The 20,550-nt window shown below is 71.9% G+C and carries 19 protein-coding genes; 8 read left to right on the top strand and 11 right to left on the bottom strand.

Annotated elements, in window-relative coordinates; genetic code table 11:
* Positions 1-223: 223 nt before the first annotated feature.
* The 3 genes from ABT116_RS01575 to ABT116_RS01565 form a co-directional block, all read right to left on the bottom strand.
* Entirely contained in the window at positions 224-466 is a 243-nt protein-coding gene (locus tag ABT116_RS01575; protein WP_351626255.1) for a chaplin, read from the bottom strand.
* A 156-nt stretch (positions 467-622) separates the two neighbouring features.
* Complete coding sequence (locus ABT116_RS01570) at positions 623-1,264, bottom strand: response regulator (protein ID WP_351626252.1); 642 nt, start codon at positions 1,262-1,264, stop codon at positions 623-625.
* Positions 1,257-2,402 carry a GAF domain-containing sensor histidine kinase gene (locus ABT116_RS01565; RefSeq protein ID WP_351626249.1) on the bottom strand — a complete coding sequence of 382 codons (1,146 nt, stop codon included), beginning with the start codon at positions 2,400-2,402 and terminating at the stop codon, positions 1,257-1,259. The genes ABT116_RS01570 and ABT116_RS01565 overlap by 8 nt, the downstream gene beginning before the upstream one ends.
* A gap of 235 nt (positions 2,403-2,637) precedes the next feature.
* Between ABT116_RS01565 and ABT116_RS01560 the strand changes: the two genes are divergently transcribed.
* The 3 genes from ABT116_RS01560 to ABT116_RS01550 all read left to right on the top strand — a co-directional run bounded on the left by ABT116_RS01560 (position 2,638) and on the right by ABT116_RS01550 (position 5,447).
* Entirely contained in the window at positions 2,638-3,336 is a 699-nt protein-coding gene (locus ABT116_RS01560; protein ID WP_351626246.1) for an SDR family NAD(P)-dependent oxidoreductase, read from the top strand.
* On the top strand, positions 3,333-4,376 hold the full coding sequence (locus ABT116_RS01555) for an S-adenosylmethionine:tRNA ribosyltransferase-isomerase (RefSeq protein ID WP_351626244.1): 1,044 nt from the start codon (positions 3,333-3,335) through the stop codon (positions 4,374-4,376). The genes ABT116_RS01560 and ABT116_RS01555 overlap by 4 nt, the downstream gene beginning before the upstream one ends.
* Before the next feature lie 342 nt (positions 4,377-4,718).
* The gene (locus tag ABT116_RS01550) at positions 4,719-5,447 is read left to right on the top strand and encodes a transglycosylase SLT domain-containing protein (protein WP_107458769.1); all 729 of its coding nucleotides are present in this window, start codon (positions 4,719-4,721) and stop codon (positions 5,445-5,447) included.
* Between the two features lie 95 nt (positions 5,448-5,542).
* Here the strand turns inward: ABT116_RS01550 and ABT116_RS01545 are convergent, their stop codons facing one another.
* Positions 5,543-8,068: an ABC transporter ATP-binding protein/permease gene (locus tag ABT116_RS01545; RefSeq protein ID WP_351626241.1), complete on the bottom strand. Its 2,526-nt coding sequence runs from the start codon at positions 8,066-8,068 to the stop codon at positions 5,543-5,545.
* Between the two features lie 240 nt (positions 8,069-8,308).
* Between ABT116_RS01545 and ABT116_RS01540 the strand changes: the two genes are divergently transcribed.
* Together ABT116_RS01540 and serB are read left to right on the top strand one after the other, a co-directional pair.
* The gene (locus tag ABT116_RS01540; protein ID WP_351626239.1) at positions 8,309-10,543 is read left to right on the top strand and encodes a streptophobe family protein; all 2,235 of its coding nucleotides are present in this window, start codon (positions 8,309-8,311) and stop codon (positions 10,541-10,543) included.
* Between the two features lie 129 nt (positions 10,544-10,672).
* Positions 10,673-11,899, top strand: coding sequence for a phosphoserine phosphatase SerB (serB, locus tag ABT116_RS01535; protein ID WP_344459364.1), 1,227 nt, complete (start codon positions 10,673-10,675; stop codon positions 11,897-11,899).
* Positions 11,900-11,996: 97 nt separating this feature from the next.
* On the opposite strand, the gene ABT116_RS01530 is transcribed toward serB, so the two are convergent.
* The 4 genes from ABT116_RS01530 to ABT116_RS01515 form a co-directional block, all read right to left on the bottom strand.
* Complete coding sequence (locus ABT116_RS01530; RefSeq protein WP_351626237.1) at positions 11,997-12,515, bottom strand: SixA phosphatase family protein; 519 nt, start codon at positions 12,513-12,515, stop codon at positions 11,997-11,999.
* Between the two features lie 65 nt (positions 12,516-12,580).
* Positions 12,581-12,787, bottom strand: coding sequence for a hypothetical protein (locus ABT116_RS01525; protein ID WP_351626235.1), 207 nt, complete (start codon positions 12,785-12,787; stop codon positions 12,581-12,583).
* A gap of 165 nt (positions 12,788-12,952) precedes the next feature.
* Entirely contained in the window at positions 12,953-13,069 is a 117-nt protein-coding gene (locus ABT116_RS01520) for an SGM_5486 family transporter-associated protein (RefSeq protein ID WP_097215821.1), read from the bottom strand.
* A gap of 68 nt (positions 13,070-13,137) precedes the next feature.
* Positions 13,138-14,484 (bottom strand): CynX/NimT family MFS transporter, encoded by a 1,347-nt coding sequence (locus ABT116_RS01515; protein ID WP_351626232.1) that lies wholly within the window; start codon positions 14,482-14,484, stop codon positions 13,138-13,140.
* A gap of 70 nt (positions 14,485-14,554) precedes the next feature.
* Between ABT116_RS01515 and ABT116_RS01510 the strand changes: the two genes are divergently transcribed.
* The gene (locus ABT116_RS01510; RefSeq protein WP_351626229.1) at positions 14,555-15,247 is read left to right on the top strand and encodes a FadR/GntR family transcriptional regulator; all 693 of its coding nucleotides are present in this window, start codon (positions 14,555-14,557) and stop codon (positions 15,245-15,247) included.
* On the opposite strand, the gene ABT116_RS01505 is transcribed toward ABT116_RS01510, so the two are convergent.
* The 3 genes from ABT116_RS01505 to fabG all read right to left on the bottom strand — a co-directional run bounded on the left by ABT116_RS01505 (position 15,225) and on the right by fabG (position 17,228).
* On the bottom strand, positions 15,225-15,575 hold the full coding sequence (locus ABT116_RS01505; RefSeq protein ID WP_351626227.1) for a hypothetical protein: 351 nt from the start codon (positions 15,573-15,575) through the stop codon (positions 15,225-15,227). The two genes, ABT116_RS01510 and ABT116_RS01505, sit on opposite strands and share 23 nt — an antisense overlap.
* A gap of 160 nt (positions 15,576-15,735) precedes the next feature.
* Positions 15,736-16,503: an enoyl-ACP reductase FabI gene (fabI, locus tag ABT116_RS01500; RefSeq protein ID WP_351626224.1), complete on the bottom strand. Its 768-nt coding sequence runs from the start codon at positions 16,501-16,503 to the stop codon at positions 15,736-15,738.
* Positions 16,504-16,508: 5 nt separating this feature from the next.
* Positions 16,509-17,228, bottom strand: coding sequence for a 3-oxoacyl-[acyl-carrier-protein] reductase (gene fabG / locus ABT116_RS01495; RefSeq protein WP_351626221.1), 720 nt, complete (start codon positions 17,226-17,228; stop codon positions 16,509-16,511).
* 272 nt (positions 17,229-17,500) lie between these two features.
* Between fabG and ABT116_RS01490 the strand changes: the two genes are divergently transcribed.
* Positions 17,501-19,024, top strand: a complete 1,524-nt coding sequence (locus tag ABT116_RS01490; RefSeq protein WP_351626218.1) for a TldD/PmbA family protein — start codon at positions 17,501-17,503, stop codon at positions 19,022-19,024.
* 82 nt (positions 19,025-19,106) lie between these two features.
* Complete coding sequence (locus ABT116_RS01485) at positions 19,107-20,501, top strand: metallopeptidase TldD-related protein (protein ID WP_351626216.1); 1,395 nt, start codon at positions 19,107-19,109, stop codon at positions 20,499-20,501.
* Positions 20,502-20,550 lie beyond the last annotated feature (49 nt).

Raw genomic sequence — 20,550 nt, 5'->3', positions numbered from 1 at the left:
GACCCCCACGCCCACCCGTGCCGCCCTCAGCGGCACGTATGCCCGCAGCCAGGACAACGCGCACGCCACGTAGCCGGGACGGCACGTGCGTCCCCAGCCAGGCCAGCACGATTGCCCCGCAGGTAATGCGCGTGGCACGACTGCCCGCAGCCGGGCAGACCGGCCTCCCGGTGGGGGCCGGGAGGCCGCTTTCACCTCCGGCTCGGAGACGGAGGTGGGGGCGTCAGTGGTTGACGGCGAGGTTGCCGAAGGCCGGGTTCAGGATGCCCACGACGTTCACGCTGTTGCCGGACACGTTGACCGGGACGTGCACCGGGGCCTGGACGACATTGCCCGAGCCGACGCCCGGGGAGCCCGCGGCCTGGCCGTCGGCGTGCGCGCTCGTGGCGGAGGCCATGCCCGCGCCGGCGGCCAGCAGGCCACCCGTCACCATCGTCACGGCCGCTGCCTTCTTCAGGTTCTTCACTTCTGAGCCCTCCTAGCGATTGCCGCGGCAGGCGCCGCAGCACGCACTGGAGAACGGCGGAGATCCATCGAGGTTGCGCCATCCGGGGGACGTTCCCACGACAGTATGAATCTCGGTCCGGAACGCAACCTTCCGTGTTGCCGTGGGGTGAGTGTGTCAGCCGGTCACGCCATGGCGAACGGCCCACAGAGCGGCCTGCGTTCGGTCGGACAGGTCCAGTTTCATCAGGATGTTGGAGACGTGGGTCTTGACGGTCTTCTCGGAGAGGACCAGCGCGCGGGCGATCTCCCGGTTGGAGCGGCCGTCCGCTATGAGGCCGAGGACCTCGCGCTCCCGCTCGGTGAGCGAACCGGCCCTCGTGGTGCCCGCGTTGGTCTCCTCCTGCGCCAGCAGCGCCCCGGCGACCTCCGGCTGGAGGAGGATGTGCCCGGCGTGGACCGAGCGGATGGCCCCGGCGAGGGCGTCGGGGTCGACGTCCTTGTACACGTACCCCGCGGCGCCCGCGCGCAGGGCCGGGACCACCGTGCGCTGTTCGGTGAAGCTGGTGACGACCAGCACGCGCGCGGGATTGTCCAGTTCGCGAAGCCTGCGCAGGGCGTCGACGCCGTCCATGCCCGGCATCTTGACGTCCATGAGGATGACGTCGGGCTTCAACTCCTCGGCCCGGTCGACTCCTTCGGCGCCGTCCGCCGCCTCGCCGACGACCTCGATGTCGTCCTGCACTTCGAGGAAGGTGCGCAGGCCCCGGCGGACGACCTGGTGGTCGTCGACGAGCAGCACCCTGATTGCGTCAGCCACCGGGGACCTCCATCTCGATCACGGTGCCCTTGCCGGGCGCCGATTCCACGGTCAACGTGCCGCCGGCACCGCTCGCCCGGTCCCGCATCGAGACCAGGCCGAGGTGGCGTCCCGCGCGGCGGACCGCGCTCGGGTCGAAGCCGCTGCCGTCGTCCGTGACCCGCAGGACGGCTCCGCTGCCGCGGCGGTCCAGGGTCACGTCGACGTGGTCGGCGCCGGAGTGGCGAAGGGCGTTGTGCAGGGCTTCCTGGGCCACGCGTAGGAGGGCTTCCTCCTGGGAGGCGGGCAGGGCCTTCACTCCGTGGCCGGCGAAGGTGACGCGGGCGCTGTGGGCCCGGTCGAGGACCTGGATCTGTGTGCGGAGAGTCGCGACGAGGCCGTCCTCGTCGAGGGCGGCGGGGCGCAACTCGACGACCGCCGCGCGCAGTTCGTCGGCGGCCTCGGCGGCCAGGGCGGCCACCTGCTGGAGTTCGCCCTTGGCGCGGGAGGGGTCGCGGTCCACCAGGCGGGCCGCGGCCTGGGCGGTCAGGCGCAGGGAGAACAGCTTCTGGCTGACCGCGTCGTGCAGTTCGTGGGCGAGGCGGGAGCGCTCCTCGGCGATGGTGAGTTCGCGGCTGCGTTCGTAGAGGCGGGCGTTGGTGAGGGCGATCGCGGCGTGCTGGGCGAGGATGCCGAGCAGCTCTTCGTCGTCCTCGGTGAAGCCGCAGCCGCCTTCGGGCCGCTCACAGTTCTTGTTGGCCAGGAACAGCGCTCCGATGACCTCGTCGCCGTCACGGATCGGCAGGCCCAGGAAGTCGACCAGGTCGGGGTGGGCCTTCGGCCAGCCCTCGAAGCGGGGGTCCTTGCGGACGTCCGCGAGGCGCTCGGACCTGGCCTCGTGCAGCATCGCGGCGAGGATGCCGTGCTGGCGCGGGAGGGGGCCGATGGCCTTCCACTGCTCCTCGCTGACGCCGTCGACGACGAACTGGGCGAAGCCGCCGTGGTCGTCCGGGACGCCCAGTGCGGCGTACTGCGCGTCGAGCAGCTCGCGGGCCGAGGCGACGATCGTCTTGAGGACGTCGCGCACCTCGAGGTGCCTGCTCATGGCCAGCAACGCGGAACTCACCGCGGCGAGGCCGGACCGGGGGCCGTGACTCATGACCTCACGGTACCGGCGGGCTGTGACAGCGCGGATCGGACCGGTGGCGGCGGGGCGCCCGGTCGGTGGGCCTAGGTCGCGGGGCCGAGAGCCGGGACGCCGAGATCTAGGTCCGAGGGCGCCGGGCCCGTGGCGTAGGGCGAAGGGACCCGGTGGAGTGCGGCCCGCGTCCGAGGCGGTCCGGGCGGCCCCGTTCCTAGGTTGAGGGCACGCGATCACGACGAGGGAGCTGATCATGCCGGTTGCGATCATCACCGGGGCCTCGAAGGGCCTGGGCCGCGCCCTGGCCGAGGCCCTGGCCGGGCGGGGCTGGGACCTGGTGCTCGACGCCAGGGGCGCCGAGGCGCTGGCGGACGCCGCCGGGGCCGTCCGCGCGCACGGCAGGCGGGTGACCGCCCTGCCCGGGGACGTCACCAACGCCGCTCACCGGGCGGAGCTGGTGGCGGCGGCCTGGCGGCTGGGCGGCGTCGACCTGCTGGTGCACAACGCGAGCGCACTCGGTGCCGAGCCGCTGGTCAGGCTGGCGGAGCTGCCCCTGGAGGGGCTGCGCCGGGCGCTGGAGGTGAACCTGGTGGCGGGGCTGGGCCTGGTTCGGGAGGCGCTGCCGCTGCTGCGGGCGGCGCGCGCGGGCACCGTCGTCGCGGTGAGCTCGGACGCGGCCGCCGAGGCGTACGAGACCTGGGGTGGTTACGGGGCGTCCAAGGCGGCCCTGGACCAGCTGATGGCCGTGCTCGCCGTGGAGGAGCCGGGGCTGCGGGTCTGGGCGGTGGATCCCGGGGACATGGCCACGGACCTGTACGCGGCGGCCGTACCGGAGGACCGGGAGCCGCGGCCCGAGCCGGCGGCCGTGGTGCCGGCGTTCCTGCGGCTGCTGGACGAGCGTCCGGCGAGCGGACGGTACGGGGCTGCGGCGCTGCTGGACGGGGCCCGATGACACTGCGGGTGCGGGTGCCGGAGGAGCTGTCGGCGCGGGTGCCGGTCGAGCAACGGGGCCCGGGGCTGGAGCGGGACGCCGTACGGATGCTGGTGTCGCGGGGTGCCGAGGTGGCGCATCACGCGTTCACGGAGCTGCCGCGGCTGCTGCGGGCCGGGGATCTGCTCGTGGTCAACACCTCGGCCACGCTGGCGGCGGCCGTGGACGGGTGGACCGAGCACGCGCGCGTTGTGGTGCATTTCTCCACCCGGGGGGACGACGGCCGCTGGGCGGTGGAACTGCGGGAGCCCGACGGGCGGGGCACCACGCGCGCGCGTGCGGGTGGGCCCGCGGGGAGGGAGGTGTGCCTGCCGGGGGGCGTACGGCTGGTTCTGGAGGAGCCGCTGAGCGGGCGGAGCGGGCGGCTGTGGTGGGCGCGGGTCTTCGGGGGCCGGGTGCCGGGGCTGCTGCGGGAGTACGGGCGGCCCGTTCGCTACGCCTACACGGAGCGCGACCAGCCGCTTTCCGTCTACCAGACGGTGTTCGCGCTGCCGTCGGGTGACGGGGCGGGCAGTGCGGAGATGCCGAGCGCGGCGCGGCCCTTCACGGCACGGCTGGTGGCGGAGCTGGTGAGCCGGGGGGTGCAGTTCGCGCCCGTCACCCTGCACACGGGGGTGGCGTCGGCGGAGGCGCACGAGCCGCCCTACCCGGAGCGATTCGCGGTGCCCGAGGCGTCCGCGCGGCTGATCAACGCCGCGAAGGCCGGTGGGGGCCGGGTCCTGGCGGTGGGGACGACCGCGGTGCGGGCGGTGGAGTCGGCGGCGGGCACCGACGGAGCCGTACGCGCGCGTGCGGGATGGACGGATCTCGTCGTCACGCCTGAACGCGGGGTGCGGGTGGTGGACGGGCTGCTGACCGGGCTGCACGAGCCGGAGGCATCGCATCTGCTGATGCTGGAGGCGGTCGCCGGGCGGGTGGCGATCGAGCGGGGATACGAGGCCGCGCTGCAAGGGCGCTATCTGTGGCACGAGTTCGGGGACGTGCACCTCGTGCTGCCCTGAAAGGGCCTCACACAGAGCATCGCTTGTGCAACGCGTCGTGAGACTGATCTAGGGGCGATGTGAGCCCTCGCATAGGACCCACGTCACGTACGAAAGTGCATAGGAGACAAAGCCGCACCTTTTGAGCGGCACATACGGTCCAATCTGCCCCGATTTGCCCCTCCCTGATCCACTATCTCCTTTCGTACGTCACACCTTTGCCACGCCATTTTGCGGCCGCTAAGAATTGCTGACGTCGCTCAGCGCCGTGGGTTCACCTCCGCGGCGTTCGTGTCGGAAACACACCGAGTCCAACGCCGGACGCCGAGCGACTCCCGCGCTATTCGAAGAGGTCCACGCAGCATGCCCAAGAACATCTTCAGCCGTGTTCAGAGTCGTAGCCTGACCCGTCACCACAAGATCGCCATGGCGGGTGTCGCCACCCTCGGCGCCGCCGCCATCGGCTTCTCCGCGGTGCCGAGCGGTGCCTCGACCAAGACCACGACCGAGGCCGCTCAGCCGGCTGCGGTGGCGTACAGCACTCAGCAGATCAAGGACGTCAAGGCGAGCGTCACGGACCAGATGGCCGGCGCCAGCCTGAAGGCCGAGCAGATCGCGGCGAAGAAGAAGGCCGACGCCGCGGCCGCCGCCAAGAAGAAGGCCGCCGCCGAGGCCGCTAAGAAGAAGGCGGAGGCCGCGCGCGAGGCGAAGGAGGCCGCGAGCCGCGCCGCCAAGCGCGCCGAGGCCAAGAAGGCCGCCAAGAAGACCTACCCGAACAACCTCGACGGCTGGATCCGCGAGTCGCTCGACGTCATGAAGAAGCACGGGATCCCGGGCTCCTACGACGGCATCAAGCGCAACATCATCCGGGAGTCCTCGGGTAACCCGAAGGCGATCAACAACTGGGACATCAACGCCATCAACGGCATCCCGTCGAAGGGCCTGCTGCAGGTCATCCCGCCGACCTTCAAGCACTGGCACGTCCCCGGCACCTCCTGGGACATCTACGACCCGGTAGCCAACATCACCGCCGCCTGCAACTACGCGGCCGACAAGTACGGCTCGATGGACAACGTCGACAGCGCGTACTGAGGCCGGCGCGGACCTCGCTCGCTGTACGGAACGCCGAAGGGCGGCACCCTCCTGACGGGGTGCCGCCCTTCGGGCGTCGTGCCGTAGCGCGCCTGCTACTTGCGCATGACCTCGGGTTCGTGGCGGCGCAGGAAGCGGGCCACGAAGAAGCCGCAGATCACGCCGAGGACGAGGAGCGCGCCCATGTCCATGGCCCAGGCGCCGACCGTGTGCTCCCACAGCGGGTCGTTGTCGCCGGCCGTCTCGGGCGGGCTGATCTTGTTGAAGTCCAGCGTGGCACCGGCGGCGGCGACCGCCCAGCGCGACGGCATCAGGAACGAGAACTGGTTGACGCCGATCGAGCCGTGCAGCGCGAACAGGCAGCCGGTGAAGACGACCTGGATGATCGCGAACATCACCAGCAGCGGCATGGTCTTCTCGGCGGTCTTCACCAGCGAGGAGATGATCAGGCCGAACATCATCGACGTGAAGCCCAGCGCCATGATCGGGATGGAGAGCTCGACGAGGGTCGCGCTGCCGAGGACCAGACCCTCCTCGGGGATCTCCCGGCTGGAGAAGCCGATGACGCCGACCAGCAGGCCCTGGAGCACGGTGATCATGCCGAGCACGAACACCTTGGACATCAGGTACGCCGAGCGCGAGAGGCCGGTCGCGCGCTCCCGCTCGTAGATGACCCGTTCCTTGATCAGCTCTCGGACCGAGTTCGCCGCGCCGGCGAAGCAGGCGCCGACCGCGAGGATCAGCAGGACCGTGGTCGCCGTGCCGTTCGGGATGATCCGGCCGGTCTGCGGGTTGGCCGGGTTCGGCAGCAGGCCCCGGTCGGCGTCGATGAGCAGACTGACCGCGCCGAGCACGGCCGGCAGGATCACCATCAGGGCGAGGAAGCCCTTGTCGGACGCGATCACCGAGACGTAGCGCCGGACAAGCGTCACGAACTGGGACATCCAGCCCTGAGGCTTCGGCGGCTTCATCGCCTGCATCGGCGGAACCTGTACGGACTGCGGCGCAACGGCGTCGATGTCCGCGGCGTACATCTGGTAGTGCTGCGAGCCCTTCCAGCGGCCCGCCCAGTCGTAGTCGCGGTAGTTCTCGAAGGCGGAGAAGACATCGGCCCAGGTGTCGTAGCCGAAGAAGTTCAGCGCCTCGTCGGGCGGGCCGAAGTAGGCGACCGAGCCGCCCGGCGCCATCACCAGCAGCTTGTCGCAGATCGCCAGCTCGGCCACCGAGTGGGTGACGACCAGGACCGTACGGCCGTCGTCGGCCAGGCCGCGCAGCAGCTGCATGACGTCGCGGTCCATGCCCGGGTCGAGGCCGGAGGTCGGCTCGTCCAGGAAGATCAGCGACGGCTTGGTGAGCAGCTCCAGGGCGACCGAGACGCGCTTGCGCTGGCCGCCGGACAGGGACGTGACCTTCTTGTCCTTGTGGATGTCGAGCTTGAGCTCGCGCAGCACCTCGTCGATGCGGGCCTCGCGCTCGGCGGCCGTGGTGTCCGCCGGGAAGCGCAGCTTGGCCGCGTACTTGAGGGCCTTCTTGACGGTCAGCTCCTTGTGCAGGATGTCGTCCTGCGGGACCAGACCGATGCGCTGGCGCAGCTCGGCGAACTGCTTGTAGAGGTTCCGGTTGTCGTACAGCACCTCGCCCTGGTTGGCGGGGCGGTAGCCGGTGAGCGCCTTGAGCAGGGTCGACTTGCCGGAGCCGGACGGGCCGATGACCGCGATCAGCGACTTCTCCGGGACGCCGAAGGAGACGTCCTTGAGGATCTGCTTGCCGCCGTCGACCGTGACGGTCAGGTGGCGGGCGGAGAAGGACACCTCACCGGTGTCGACGAACTCCTCGAGCCGGTCGCCGACGATGCGGAACGTCGAGTGGCCGACGCCGACGACGTCGGCCGGGCCGAGCAGTTGCGAGCCGCCCTTGACGATCGGCTGGCCGTTGACGTACGTGCCGTTGTGGGAGCCGAGGTCGCGGATCTCCATGCGCCCGTCGGGCGTCGCGTGGAACTCGGCGTGGTGCCGGGAGACCTGCAGGTCGGAGACGACCAGCTCGTTCTCCAGGGCACGGCCGATGCGCATCACGCGGCCGAGGGAGAACTGGTGGAACGTGGTCGGGCTGCGGTCTCCGTGGACCGGCGGCGCCCCCGCGGCACCGCCGGAACCCTGCTGCTGCGGAATGTGCGCCGCCGCCTTCTGTGGCTGCTGCCAGCCGGCCTGGGGGGCCTGCTGCTGCGGCGGCTGCTGGGCCGGAGCCTGCTGAGCCCAGCCGGGGTTCGCACCCTGCGCCGCGTACGGCTGCTGCTGGGGCTGGGCCTGCGGCGTGGCGACGGAGGCCGCGGCGCCGGACAGGTTCAGGCGCGGGCCGTCGGTCGCGTTGCCCAGGTTGACGGCCGAGCCGGCGCCGAGCTCCATCTGATGGATGCGCTGGCCCTGCACGAATGTGCCGTTGGTGCTGCCGTGGTCCTCGATGACCCAACTGCGGCCGTTGAAGCTGACCGTGGCGTGACGCCAGGAGACCCTGGCGTCGTCGAAGACGACGTCCCCCTGCGGATCACGTCCGAGGGTGTATGCCCTGGACGGATCGAGCGTCCAGGTACGTCCGTTTGATTCCAGTACGAGTTCCGGCACTCCATGCCCCACTGAGTTGTCCCCCGAGTTACCCCCGACATGGGGAGTCTAGGGATGTCGAACATCGGGGGGAACTATTTCAGTAGCGGCCCCCTGACCGAAAGTCGGGCCTTGCGAAGACCGCGTTCGGACGCATCGGCCGATTCCGTTGACGGGGTTGAAACCGGGCCGGAGAGTGGTATTTCGACGCGAGGGGGACTTGCGGGTCCTCCCGTCGTGCAGCGGATCGGGGGGTCTGCCATGAGTGCTGCCGCAGGGGTCGGGACGGCGAAGGGTCACGCGCGCGTGCCGTGGGGGGACGTGCTGATGTCCGCCGTGGCCGCCGTGAGCTGGGCGTTGATCGGGATGGCGGGGACGGCGGCGCTGGGGCTGCGGCTGCTTCAGGCGGACACCGCGGGGTCGTTGGGACCGATGACCGCGGCGGTGGTGGCCCTCGGGGCGGGTGGTTCGGTCACGCCGTCCGGTGATGTGTCGGTGTTCGGCCTGTCGGGCGCCGAGGCGGACACGGCCATCGAGATCACGCCACTGGGGGTGAGCCTGGTCGGGGCGGTGCTGCTGTCGTGGTTCTTCCTGCGGTCCCTGCGGGGGGCGGGAGTTGTGATCGCACCGTCCGAACTGCTCGCGCGGGCGGGGTCGGTGGTGGTGCTGTTCGTGGCGATGCTGGGCGGGCTGGCGTGGGCGGGGCACGACGTCGTCACGATCGACGGGGGGTCGCTGGGGCTGGACGACGTCACCGGCGGGAGCGGGAACGTGGAGATCCCGGGGCTCGGGGACATCGGGGGGCTGCTGCCGGACCGGCTCGGCGACCTGGTCGACGCGCAGGCCGCGGTCGGGTTCACGGTCGACACCGGCCCGACGCTGCTCGGCGGGTTCGGCTGGTCGGCCGGGATCCTCCTCGTCGCCCTGCTGGCCTCGCGCCGTACGCCGTTGCCGCGGGGCTGGGAGGCCGTGCACCGGGTCGTGCGGCCGGCCGTGTCCGCGATGGTGACCGTGCTGCTGGTGGCGGTGGCGGCGGGATGCGCGGCGGCGGCGTACGCGGCGGTCGGCGACGACCATCCCCGGCGCATCGCCGGTGCGGCGCTGCTCGGGGCGCCGAACGGGGTGTGGCTGGGTGTGCCGCTCGGTCTGTTCGTGCCGTGGGACGGGCGGGCGACGGGCGAACTGACCCGGTTCCTGCCGGATCCGCTGGACGACCTGCTCGGCGCCGGGTCCGACCGGCCGGTGACGCTGGGCCGGCTGGCCGAGCTGGACGGGCGGGTGTGGCTGCTGGGGGTGGCGGCCGCGTTGACGATGCTGCTGGCCGGGGTGCTGGCAGGGGTGCGGACACCGGTCGGGGCGGCGGACGGTGCGCTTCGTTTCGCGGGGCGGTGTGCGCTCTGGCTGGGTGTCGCGATTGCGCTCGCCCTGCCGCTGCTGGCCTGGCTCACGGACGTCTCCGTGTCCGCGTCCCTGTCCGTGCTCGGCTTCGACGCCTTCGGCGCGGGCATCGAACTGCACGGCCACCTCGCCATGGCCCTGCTGCTGGGCGGGGTGTGGGGCGCGGGGGCGGGGGCGGCCGGGGCGTTGCTCGCGTGGGGGTGCGGGGCAGCGGGCCGCCGCGCCACGGCGTTGGCTCGGGGGGACGGGGTGGCCGGGGCCGGCGGGGCGGCGGGGTTGCTGGGCACCGAGTGGGCCGGGCCGGGGGCCGGGGCCGGGGAGGCGGGGGCCGGAACGGGGGCTCGGCGGGGTGGTCATGGGGTGGGGGCCGGGGAGGCCGGGGTCGGGACCTGGGCCGAGGAGGCCGGGCGCGGGACCTGGGCCAGGGAGGCCGGGCACGGGGCCGCGGCCGGTCAGGCCGGGGTCGGGACCTGGGCCGAGGAGGCCGGGCGCGGGACCTCGGCCAGGGAGGCCGGGCACGGGGCCGCGGCCGGGCAGGCGGAGGCCTGGGGTGTCCCCGGGACAGCCGGCCAAGACGATGGAGCCAGGCAGGCGCAGGCCTGGGGTGTCCCCGGGACAGCCGGCCGAGGCGATGGGGCCGGGCACGCCGGGGCCGACGACGCGGTGCGGCCCGGACACGACGCCGGGAGCGGGCAGCGTGGGGAGCGAGGCGCGTGGGTGCAGCAGGGCGAGGAGGCCGGGCCGTACGCACCCGGTACGCCGTACCGGCCGCCCGATCCGGGCACCAACCCTTACCTCCGGGTGCCGGACGAGCTGCGCGAGCCGGAGGACGCACGGCCTCCGGGGGCGGAGCGGCCCTCCGAGGCGGAGCGGTCCTCCGGCGCTGCGCCCGGGCCCGAGTACGACGTCGCCCGGGACGACGAGCCCCCCGCCCCGGGCGACGTCTACAGCGCCCCCACCGTCGTACGGCCGGTCGGGCCGCCCCCGCGTGGCCCGCGGCAGTCGCCCGGGCCGCGGAACGGGAACGGTCCGCCCCCGCGGCCGGACGACGTCCCGCCGCCCCCACCACCTCCGCGGAAGCCGCGGGGCGGAAGCTGACCGGTGAAGGCGCCGGACACCGCACCTGTACGCAGGAGTCACGTCATCCACGCGACATGCGGTGTTCGCTGTCCGCCAGACGGACCTCGGGGGCGGTGGGTGCCGCACGCCGGATACGGTGGAACCACCATGAGCGCTTCACAGACCTCGTCTTCCGACGTCCCTGCCGACGTCCCCACCCTCCTTGTGAAGATCTTCGGCAAGGACAGGCCTGGCATCACCGCCGGCCTCTTCGACACCCTCGCCGCCTACTCCGTCGACGTCGTCGACATCGAGCAGGTCGTCACCCGTGGCCGGATGGTGCTGTGCGCGCTCGTGACCGAGCCGCCCCCGGGCATCGAGGGAGATCTGCGGGCGACCGTCCACAGCTGGGCCGAGTCGATGAAGATGCAGGCGGAGATCATCTCCGGCCTCGGCGACAACCGGCCGCGCGGCCTGGGCCGCTCCCTGGTCACCGTCCTCGGGCACCCGCTCACCGCCGAGGCGACGGCCGCGATCGCCGCGCGGATCACGAAGACCGGCGGCAACATCGACCGTATCTTCCGGCTCGCCAAGTACCCCGTGACCGCCGTCGAGTTCGCCGTTTCCGGTGTGGAGACCGAACCGCTGCGCACCGCCCTGGTGACGGACGCGGCGAGGCTCGGTATCGACGTGGCGGTCGTCGCCGCCGGTCTGTACCGGCGCGCGCAGCGTCTGGTCGTCATGGACGTCGACTCGACGCTGATCCAGGACGAGGTCATCGAGCTGTTCGCCGCCCACGCCGGCTGCGAGGACAAGGTGGCCGAGGTGACGGCGGCCGCGATGCGCGGGGAGCTGGACTTCGAGCAGTCCCTGCACGCGCGCGTGGCGCTGCTGGAGGGGCTGGACGCCTCGGTCGTGGACAAGGTGCGCAGCGAGGTGCGGCTGACGCCGGGCGCCCGCACCCTGATCCGCACGCTCAAGCGGCTCGGCTATCAAGTCGGCGTCGTCTCGGGCGGATTCACCCAGGTCACGGACGATCTGAAGGAGCGGCTCGGGCTGGACTTCGCCCACGCCAACACCCTGGAGATCGTCGACGGCAGGCTGACGGGCAAGGTCACCGGCGAGATCGTCGACCGCGCGGGCAAGGCCCGGCTGCTGCGCCGGTTCGCGGCGGAGGCGGGCGTGCCGCTGTCGCAGACGGTGGCGATCGGTGACGGCGCCAACGATCTGGACATGCTGAACGCGGCGGGTCTCGGTGTCGCCTTCAACGCCAAGCCGGTGGTGCGCGAGGCCGCGCACGCCGCGGTGAACTTCCCCTTCCTGGACACGGTCCTGTACCTGCTGGGCGTCACGCGTGAGGAGGTCGAGGCGGCGGACACCCTCGACATCGTCTGATCCGCCCGCTCGACACCGTCGATCCGACAGGAGGGGCCCGGCGCCGCACCGGCGCCGGGCCTCTCTGTCACGCGGTCACACGGTCACACGGAGGTCGTCACTCGGCCGGCGCCCAGTAGTCCCGCAGCGTGGCCACGCCCGGCTCCAGGCTCTTCCACGGGCCGCCGAACGACAGCACGGCGAAGGCGGCGGCCGGGAACCCGCGGCGGGTCATGCGCTCCCTGGCGTCGTCCTCGCCCGAGCCCGCCAGGATGTCGGCGAGGCCCTGGATCCCGGGGTTGTGCCCGATCATGAGGACGTTCTGCGCGTCGTCGGGGGTCTCGTTGAGCAGGGCGATCAGCTCGCCGGGCGAGGCCTCGTAGATCCGCTCCTCGTAGACGGTTTTCGGCCGCTGCGGGAACTCCTGGACGGCGAGCTTCCAGGTCTCCCGGGTCCGGACCGCGGTGGAGCACAGCGCCAGGTCGAAGGCGATACCGGTGTCGGTCAGCCTGCGCCCGGCCTCCGCCGCGTCCATTCGGCCCCGGTCGGCGAGGGGACGCTCGTGATCGGTGACCTGTGGCCAGTCGGCTTTCGCATGGCGGAAGAGGACAATCCTGCGGGATTCTGCGACGCTCATGAGATCCAGCTTCGCATGAAACACGCCACCTGGCGCAGGGAGTTGACCACCGGCTTCGGCCGTGATCAGCGGGCTGTCAGCTGCTGGATACGCTCGAAGAGGTGGGTGATCACCGGCTCACCGGTGGCCGCGTGCGCCTCGGACGGGTTCAGGATCAGGGCGAGCAGTGCGGTGAAGGCGAGCACGGGCAGGGCGAGAGCCCACCAGGGCAGCCGGCCGGCGGCACCGGCCCGGGTCGCCGGGTGGGGCCGGGTGTGCGTAGGGGCCGACATGGGTGCCTCCGCTCTTCGAGTGGTCGGTGACCGTCTCGCGGTCACACACTCGAAGCTACGGAATCGGCGGCTGCCAACCCATCCGGTGATCCACCCACTTGACCCTGACCCTCACCCCCTAGGGGACAGGGGGGTTACCCCCACCACGGGCCGCGCGGGCGCCGGTCATGGCGAGGCGATGGTCGCAATGACGGCGATGACGATGAAGATCGCGAAGAAGGCGCCGAACACGAGCAGCATCTTCTTCTGACCGTGCTGGGGATTCGGGTCGAGCACTGGCATGGGGAAAGTGTCCCACCCCCCGCGCGTGCCGGATGCCCCGGGGGGACTCTCCACCACCGGGGCGTGGCTCAGCGGGCCGCCTCGTCCTCCACCGTGCGGTCGCGGCCGGCCAGGAAACCGACGGCCATCTGCGGGACCATCAGGGCGCTCATCAGCGCGATCGGCAGGCCCCAGCCGCCGCTGTGCTGGTAGAGGACGCCCACCAGGAGCGGTCCGGGGATGGAGATCAGGTAGCCGGTGCTCTGCGCGAACGCCGACAGCTGGACCACGCCCGGGCCGGTCCTGGCCCGCATGCCGACCATGGTCAGGGCGAGCGGGAAGGCGCAGTTGGCGACGCCGAGCAGGACGGCCCAGGCCCAGGCGCCGCCTGCGGGTGCGAGGTACAGCCCGGCATAGCCGGCGAGGCCGCACAGGCCCAGGGCGAGCACGATCGGGCCCTGGTGGGGCAGCCGGGTGGCCAGGCGGGGTATGACGAAGGCGAGGGGCACGCCCATCACCATGGTGACCGCCAGCAGCAGTCCCGCGGTGCCGGCGGACACACCGGCGTCCCGGAAGATCTGCGCCATCCAGCCCATGGTGATGTAGGCGGCGGTGGCCTGGAGCCCGAAGAAGACGGCCAGGGCCCAGGCGGTCCGGCTCCGTGCCATGCGCAGCCGAGGCGCCTCCACGCGCGCGTGCTCCGTCGGGGCCGGAGCCGGGCCCTGTGCCGGCGTCGCCGTCTCCGCGGCCTTCTCCCCCGTCCCGGGCGGCGTGACGTGTGTCCGGACGAAGGGCAGCCACGGCAGGACGGCCGCCACGGCGAGCCCCGCCCACAGGGCCAGGCCGGTCTGCCAGCTGCCGCCGAGGGCGTCGGTCAGGGGCACCGTGACCGCGGCCGCGAGGGCCGTGCCGAGGGCGAGGGCCATCGAGTACAGGCCGGTCATGGAACCCACGCGGTCGGGGAAGAAGCGCTTGACGATGACCGGCATCAGGACGTTGCTGACCGCGATGCCCATGAGGGCCAGGGCGCTCCCGGCCAGGAAGCCGGGCGTGCCGCCCGCGAACGGGCGTATCAGCAGGCCGGTGGCGATGGCGGCCATGCCGGCGCACACCACCGCGCCGGGCCCGAAGCGACGGGCGAGCCGCGGGGCCATGACGCCGAAGACGGCGAAGCACAGCGGCGGCACCGAGGTGAGCAGCCCGGCCACGCTGCCGCTCATGCCGAGCCCGTCGCGGACCTCCTCCAGGAGGGCGCCGAGGCTGGTGATGGCGGGGCGGAGGTTCAGCGCGGACAGCACGATGCCGAGGACGAGCAGTCGCATCGTCCACGCGCGCGGGGAGGCGCCGCCCGGGGTCCCGGGCTCGTGCGCGGCCGAGCTGCGTACGGTCGGGGGTGTCGTCGTCCGGGTTTCCTCACGAGGCATGAGACCCATCATAGAATCATAGGATGATTGACTGTCCACTCCCCGGCTGCCCCCGGGCGCCCCGGCCGTGCGAAGGTGTGCCATGCCCCTGAGCCATCCCCGTCGCTCGGCTCTGTCCGAGCAGGTCATCGCCGCGCTGCGGGCCCAGATCACCTCGGGCGAGTGGCCGGTCGGCTCCCGGATCCCGACCGAGCCGGAACTGGTCGAGCAGCTCGGTGTCGCCCGCAACACGGTCCGTGAGGCCGTCCGCGCCCTGTCGCACAACGGTCTGCTGGACATCCGCCAGGGTTCCGGCACGTACGTCGTGGCGACGAGCGAGCTGGCGGGCGTGATGCAGCGGCGGTTCGCCGAGGCCGACCCCCGGCACATCGCCGAGCTGCGCTCCACGCTGGAGTCGGCCGCCGCCCGGCTGGCCGCCGAGCGGCGTACGGAGAAGGACCTCAGGCAGCTCGACGCACTGCTGCTGCGGCGCGAGGAGGCATGGGAGTCGGGCGACAAGGAGGCGTTCGTGACCGCGGACGCGACCTTCCACCTGGCCGTCGTGTCGGCCTCCCACAACGACGTCATGACGGCCATGTACGCGGACCTGGGCGAGGTGCTGCGGGACTGGCTGCGCGATGACGTCGGCGAGAAGCTGACGCCGGAGACCTACATGGACCACGGGCGGCTGCTGGAGGCGATCCGCGCGGGCGAGGCGGACACGGCCGCCGCGGAGGCCGCCCGCTACCCGTTCCTGTGCCGCCTGGGCGGGATCAGCTCCCCCGCCGGTGGCTGACCCACGCGTCGCCGACCTCTTTCCAGCACCGTCCCGTCAGCCGCACGGTCTGCGCGGGACCTGCCTCGATCGGTGAGCTGTCGGTGTCGATGTCCCACCAGCGCGCGCACTCCACGTGCAGGCTCACACGGTCGGTCTCCGGGTAGGGGTTGTGGCAGTACGCGATCACCTTGGAGCCGGTCACGCGGATCCGGCACGCGGCGCCGAAGGGGTCCTCGGACTCGCGCTCGCCGGCCGGCACGCGCGCGTGGGGCACCGCCTCGTACGCCAGGGTCAGCACGAGCGCGACGGCGAGGGACACTGAGGCCGTTCGGCGGGACAAGCGCACAAGGAGACCTCCTCGGCCGTGCTGGGGAGGGGCTCGCGTGGTGAACGCGTACTCAAGAGTGCCCGGTCGCGGGCCCGTCCCGCCCGGCCGGCTGAGCCGAACGGGTGACGCCCCGCTCCCCGCGCGCTGCGGGGAACGGGGCGTCGGGACGTGCGGGAGATCAGGCGCCGATGGCGTGCAGACCGCCGTCCACGTGGACGATCTCGCCGGTCGTCTTCGGGAACCAGTCGCTCAGCAGGGCGACGACGCCGCGGCCGGCCGGCTCGGGGTCCTTCAGGTCCCACTCCAGCGGGGAGCGGTCGTCCCACACGGAGGCCAGCTCGCTGAAGCCCGGGATGGACTTGGCGGCCATGGAACCGAGCGGACCCGCCGAGACGAGGTTGCAGCGGATGTTCTGCTTGCCCAGGTCGCGGGCCATGTAGCGGCTGGTGGCCTCCAGGGCCGCCTTGGCCGGGCCCATCCAGTCGTACTGCGGCCAGGCGAACTGCGCGTCGAACGTCAGACCGACGACCGAGCCGCCGTTCTGCATGAGCGGCAGGCAGGCCATGGTGAGCGACTTCAGGGAGTACGCCGAGACGTGCATGGCCGTGGCGACCGACTCGAACGGCGTGTTGAGGAAGTTGCCGCCGAGGGCGTCCTGCGGGGCGAAGCCGATGGAGTGCACGACACCGTCGAGGCCGCCGAGCTCCTCGCCGACGAGGTCGGCGAGCCGCCCGAGGTGCTCGTCGTTCGTGACGTCCAGCTCGATGACCTTGGTGGGCTTGGGGAGCTTCTTGGCGATGCGCTCGGTCAGCGTAGGCCGCGGGAACGCGGTCAGGATGACCTCGGCGCCCTGCTCCTGGGCCAGCTTCGCGGTGTGGAAGGCGATGGACGCCTCCGTCAGCACACCGGTGATCAGGACGCGCTTGCCCTCGAGAATTCCGCTCATGGTGATCAGTGACCCATTCCCAGTCCGCCGTCTACGGGGATGACGGCTCCAGTGATGTACGAGGCGTCGTCCGAGGCGAGGAACCGCACCGTCGCGGCGACCTCCTCGGGCTGGGCGTACCGGCCGAGCGGGACCTGCTTCACGATGTTCTCGCGCTGCTCGTCGGTGAGCGCCTTGGTCATGTCCGTGTCGACGAAGCCGGGTGCGACGACGTTGAAGGTGAGGTTGCGCGAGCCCAGCTCACGGGCGAGGGAGCGCGCGAAGCCGACCAGGGCGGCCTTGGAGGCGGCGTAGTTCGACTGGCCGGGGCCGCCGTACAGGCCGACGACCGACGAGATGAGGACCACGCGGCCCTTCTTGGCGCGCAGCATGCCGCGGTTGGCGCGCTTGACGACGCGGAAGGTGCCGGTGAGGTTGGTGTCGATGACCGAGGTGAAGTCCTCCTCGGACATGCGCATCAGGAGCTGGTCCTTGGTGATGCCGGCGTTGGCGATGAGGACCTCGACGGGGCCGTGGGCCTCCTCGATCTCCTTGTAGGCCTGCTCCACCTGCTCGGCGTCGGTGATGTCGCATTTGACGGCCAGGCAGCCCAATTCGGTCAGGGCCGCCGGCGGCTCACCCGAGCGGTACGTGATGGCGACCTTGTCGCCGGCATCGGCGAAAGCGCGGGCGATGGCGAGGCCGATGCCCCGGTTGCCTCCGGTGACGAGAACCGAGCGGCTCAACGGATCACCCTTTCGATAGCGGTCTGAATACCCCGCCCGGGCGCCTGGACGACAGGCGGTGATGACAGGCGGCTTCCCCGAAAACCTATCGGTCCCGGCAGGCCCGCGGACAATCGGGCACCGACAGTGGCGTAGGGGACTACCTGTCGGGTCCCTACAGAAAGCCGCGAATCCGGCCCGGGAAACTCGTGGCCCGCTCGGGGGATGGGCGACATGATCGGAGCAGTCACGACGCACGGCGACCACGGTCACCTCGACAGAAAGAGACGGCGGTGCCTCATACCATCGACGAGGCCTTCACGGCCCTCCCCCTACGCCCCCTCGCCGACGCGGCCCTCGCACGCGCGCGTGCGCTCGGCGCCGAGCACGCGGACTTCCGGTTCGAGCGGGTGCGGGGCGCCTCCTGGCGGTTCCGGGACGCCAAACCCGCCGGGTCGTCGGACACCACCGACCTCGGGTACGCGGTGCGGGTGGTGCACGGCGGTACGTGGGGCTTCGCGTCCGGCGTCGACCTCACCCTGGACGCCGCGGCCAGAGTCGCCGGGCAGGCGGTGGCGATGGCGAAGCTGTCCGCCCAGGTGATCAAGGCGGCGGGGTCGGACGAGCGGGTCGAGCTGGCCGCCGAGCCGGTGCACTCGGACAAGACGTGGATCTCGTCGTACGAGATCGACCCCTTCTCCGTGCCCGACGAGGAGAAGGCCGGGCTGATCGCGGAGTGGAGCGCGCGGCTGCTGGCGGCCGACGGGGTCGACCATGTGGACTCCTCGCTGCTGACGGTCCACGAGAACAAGTTCTACGCCGACACCGCCGGGACCGTGACCACGCAGCAGCGGGTGCGGCTGCACCCGGTGTTCAACGCGGTGTCGGTGGACGAGTCGAGCGGCGAGTTCGACTCCATGCGCACCCTCGCGCCGCCGGTGGGACGCGGCTGGGAGTACCTGAGGGGCACCGGCTGGGACTGGGAGGGCGAGCTGGAGCGGATCCCGGAGCTGCTCGCCGAGAAGATGCGCGCGCCGAGCGTGCGCCCTGGCCTGTACGACCTGGTCGTCGACCCGTCCAACCTGTGGCTGACCATCCACGAGTCCATCGGGCACGCCACCGAGCTCGACCGGGCGCTCGGCTACGAGGCCGCCTACGCCGGCACCTCCTTCGCCACGTTCGACCAGCTGGGCAAGCTGCGCTACGGCTCCGAGCTGATGAACGTCACCGGCGACCGCACCGCCGAGCACGGCCTGGCCACCATCGGCTACGACGACGAGGGCGTCGCGGGCCAGTCCTGGGACCTGGTCAAGGACGGCACGCTCGTCGGTTACCAGCTGGACCGGCGGATCGCGAAGCTGACCGGCTTCGAACGGTCCAACGGCTGCGCCTACGCCGACTCCCCCGGGCACGTGCCGGTGCAGCGCATGGCCAACGTGTCGCTGCGGCCGGACCCGGCGGGGATGTCGACCGAGGATCTGATCGGGGGCGTGGAGCGCGGCATCTACGTCGTCGGTGACCGGTCCTGGTCGATCGACATGCAGCGCTACAACTTCCAGTTCACCGGGCAGCGCTTCTACCGCATCGAGAACGGGCGGCTCGCCGGGCAGCTGCGCGATGTCGCCTACCAGGCGACGACCACCGACTTCTGGGGGTCGATGTCCGCGGTGGGCGGGCCGCAGACCTATGTGCTCGGCGGTGCCTTCAACTGCGGCAAGGCCCAGCCGGGTCAGGTCGCGGCCGTCTCCCACGGCTGCCCCTCGGCCCTCTTCAAGGGCGTCAACATCCTCAACACGACCCAGGAGGCCGGTCGATGAACATCAGCTGCAGCATCGGCTGGGGGTCCGGGGGTTACCCCCCGGGTAAGCACAGTCTCAACACGACCCAGGAGGCCGGTCGATGAGCGCGCGTTCCAGCAAGCCGCACGAGGTCGTCGAGCGCGCCCTCGAACTGTCCCGGGCGGACGGCTGTGTCGTCATCGCCGACGAGCAGTCCACCGCCAACCTGCGCTGGGCGGGCAACGCGCTCACCACGAACGGCGTCACGCGCGGGCGCACGCTCACCGTCGTCGCCACCGTCGACGGCAAGGAGGGCACCGCTTCCGGGGTCGTGTCACGGTCCGCCGTCACCCCCGACGAGCTGGAGCCCCTGGTGCGGGCCGCCGAGGCCGCCGCGCGCGGAGCCGGGCCCGCCGAGGACGCCCAGCCGCTGGTCGCGGACGTGGCGCAGTCGCCGGAGTTCACGGAGGCGCCCGTCGAGACCTCCTCGGCCGTGTTCGCCGACTTCGCTCCGGCGCTCGGCGAGGCCTTCGCACGCGCGCGTGCGTGCGGCCGCGAGCTGTACGGCTTCGCCAATCACGAGCTGGTGTCCTCGTACGTCGGCACGTCCACGGGGCTGCGGCTGCGGCACGACCAGCCGAACGGGACGCTGGAGCTGAACGCCAAGTCGCCGGACCGGACCCGGTCCGCGTGGGCCGGTCGCTCCACGCGGGACTTCAAGGACGTCGACCCTGCGGCCCTGGACGCGGAGCTGGCGGTGCGCCTCGGGTGGGCCGAGCGGCGCGTGGAGCTGCCCGCCGGGCGCTACGAGACGCTGCTGCCGCCGACGGCCGTGGCGGACCTGCTGATCTACCAGATGTGGTCGGCGTCGGGCCGGGACGCGGTCGAGGGCCGCACGGTGTTCTCCAAGCCGGGCGGGGGCACGCGGGTCGGCGAGAGGCTCACCGACCTGCCGCTGACCCTTCGCAGCGACCCGAACGAGCCCGGCCTGGAGTCGGCGCCCTTCGTGATCGCGCACTCCTCCGGGGGCGATCAGTCGGTGTTCGACAACGGGCTGCCGCTGGCGCCCACCGAATGGATGCGCGAGGGCGAGCTGCGGCACCTGACGACCAGCCGGCACAGCGCAGGCCTGACCGGCCTGCCGGTGGCGCCGGGCATCGACAACATCGTCTTGGACGGGGGCGAGGACCGGTCCCTGGACGAGATGGTCGCGAACACCGGGCGCGGGCTGCTGCTGACCTGCCTGTGGTACATCCGCGAGGTCGACCCGGCGACGCTGCTGCTGACGGGCCTGACCCGGGACGGCGTCTACCTCGTGGAGAACGGCGAGGTGACGGGCGAGGTGAACAACTTCCGGTTCAACGAGTCGCCGGTCGGGGTGCTGGGCCGGGCCACGGAGGCCGGGCGGACCGAGAAGACGCTGCCCAGGGAGTGGAGCGACTGGTTCACCAGGGCGGCCATGCCCGCGCTGCGGGTCCCGGATTTCAATATGAGCTCTGTCAGTCAGGGCGTATAACCTCGTAGTCGGCTGTCACCCGACTGCCCGAAGATCATCGAGGAGACAC

This window comes from Streptomyces sp. NPDC002130, from assembly GCF_040296465.1.
Taxonomy (GTDB): Bacteria; Actinomycetota; Actinomycetes; order Streptomycetales; family Streptomycetaceae; genus Streptomyces.
This window is presented reverse-complemented; position numbering and strand designations above follow the sequence as displayed.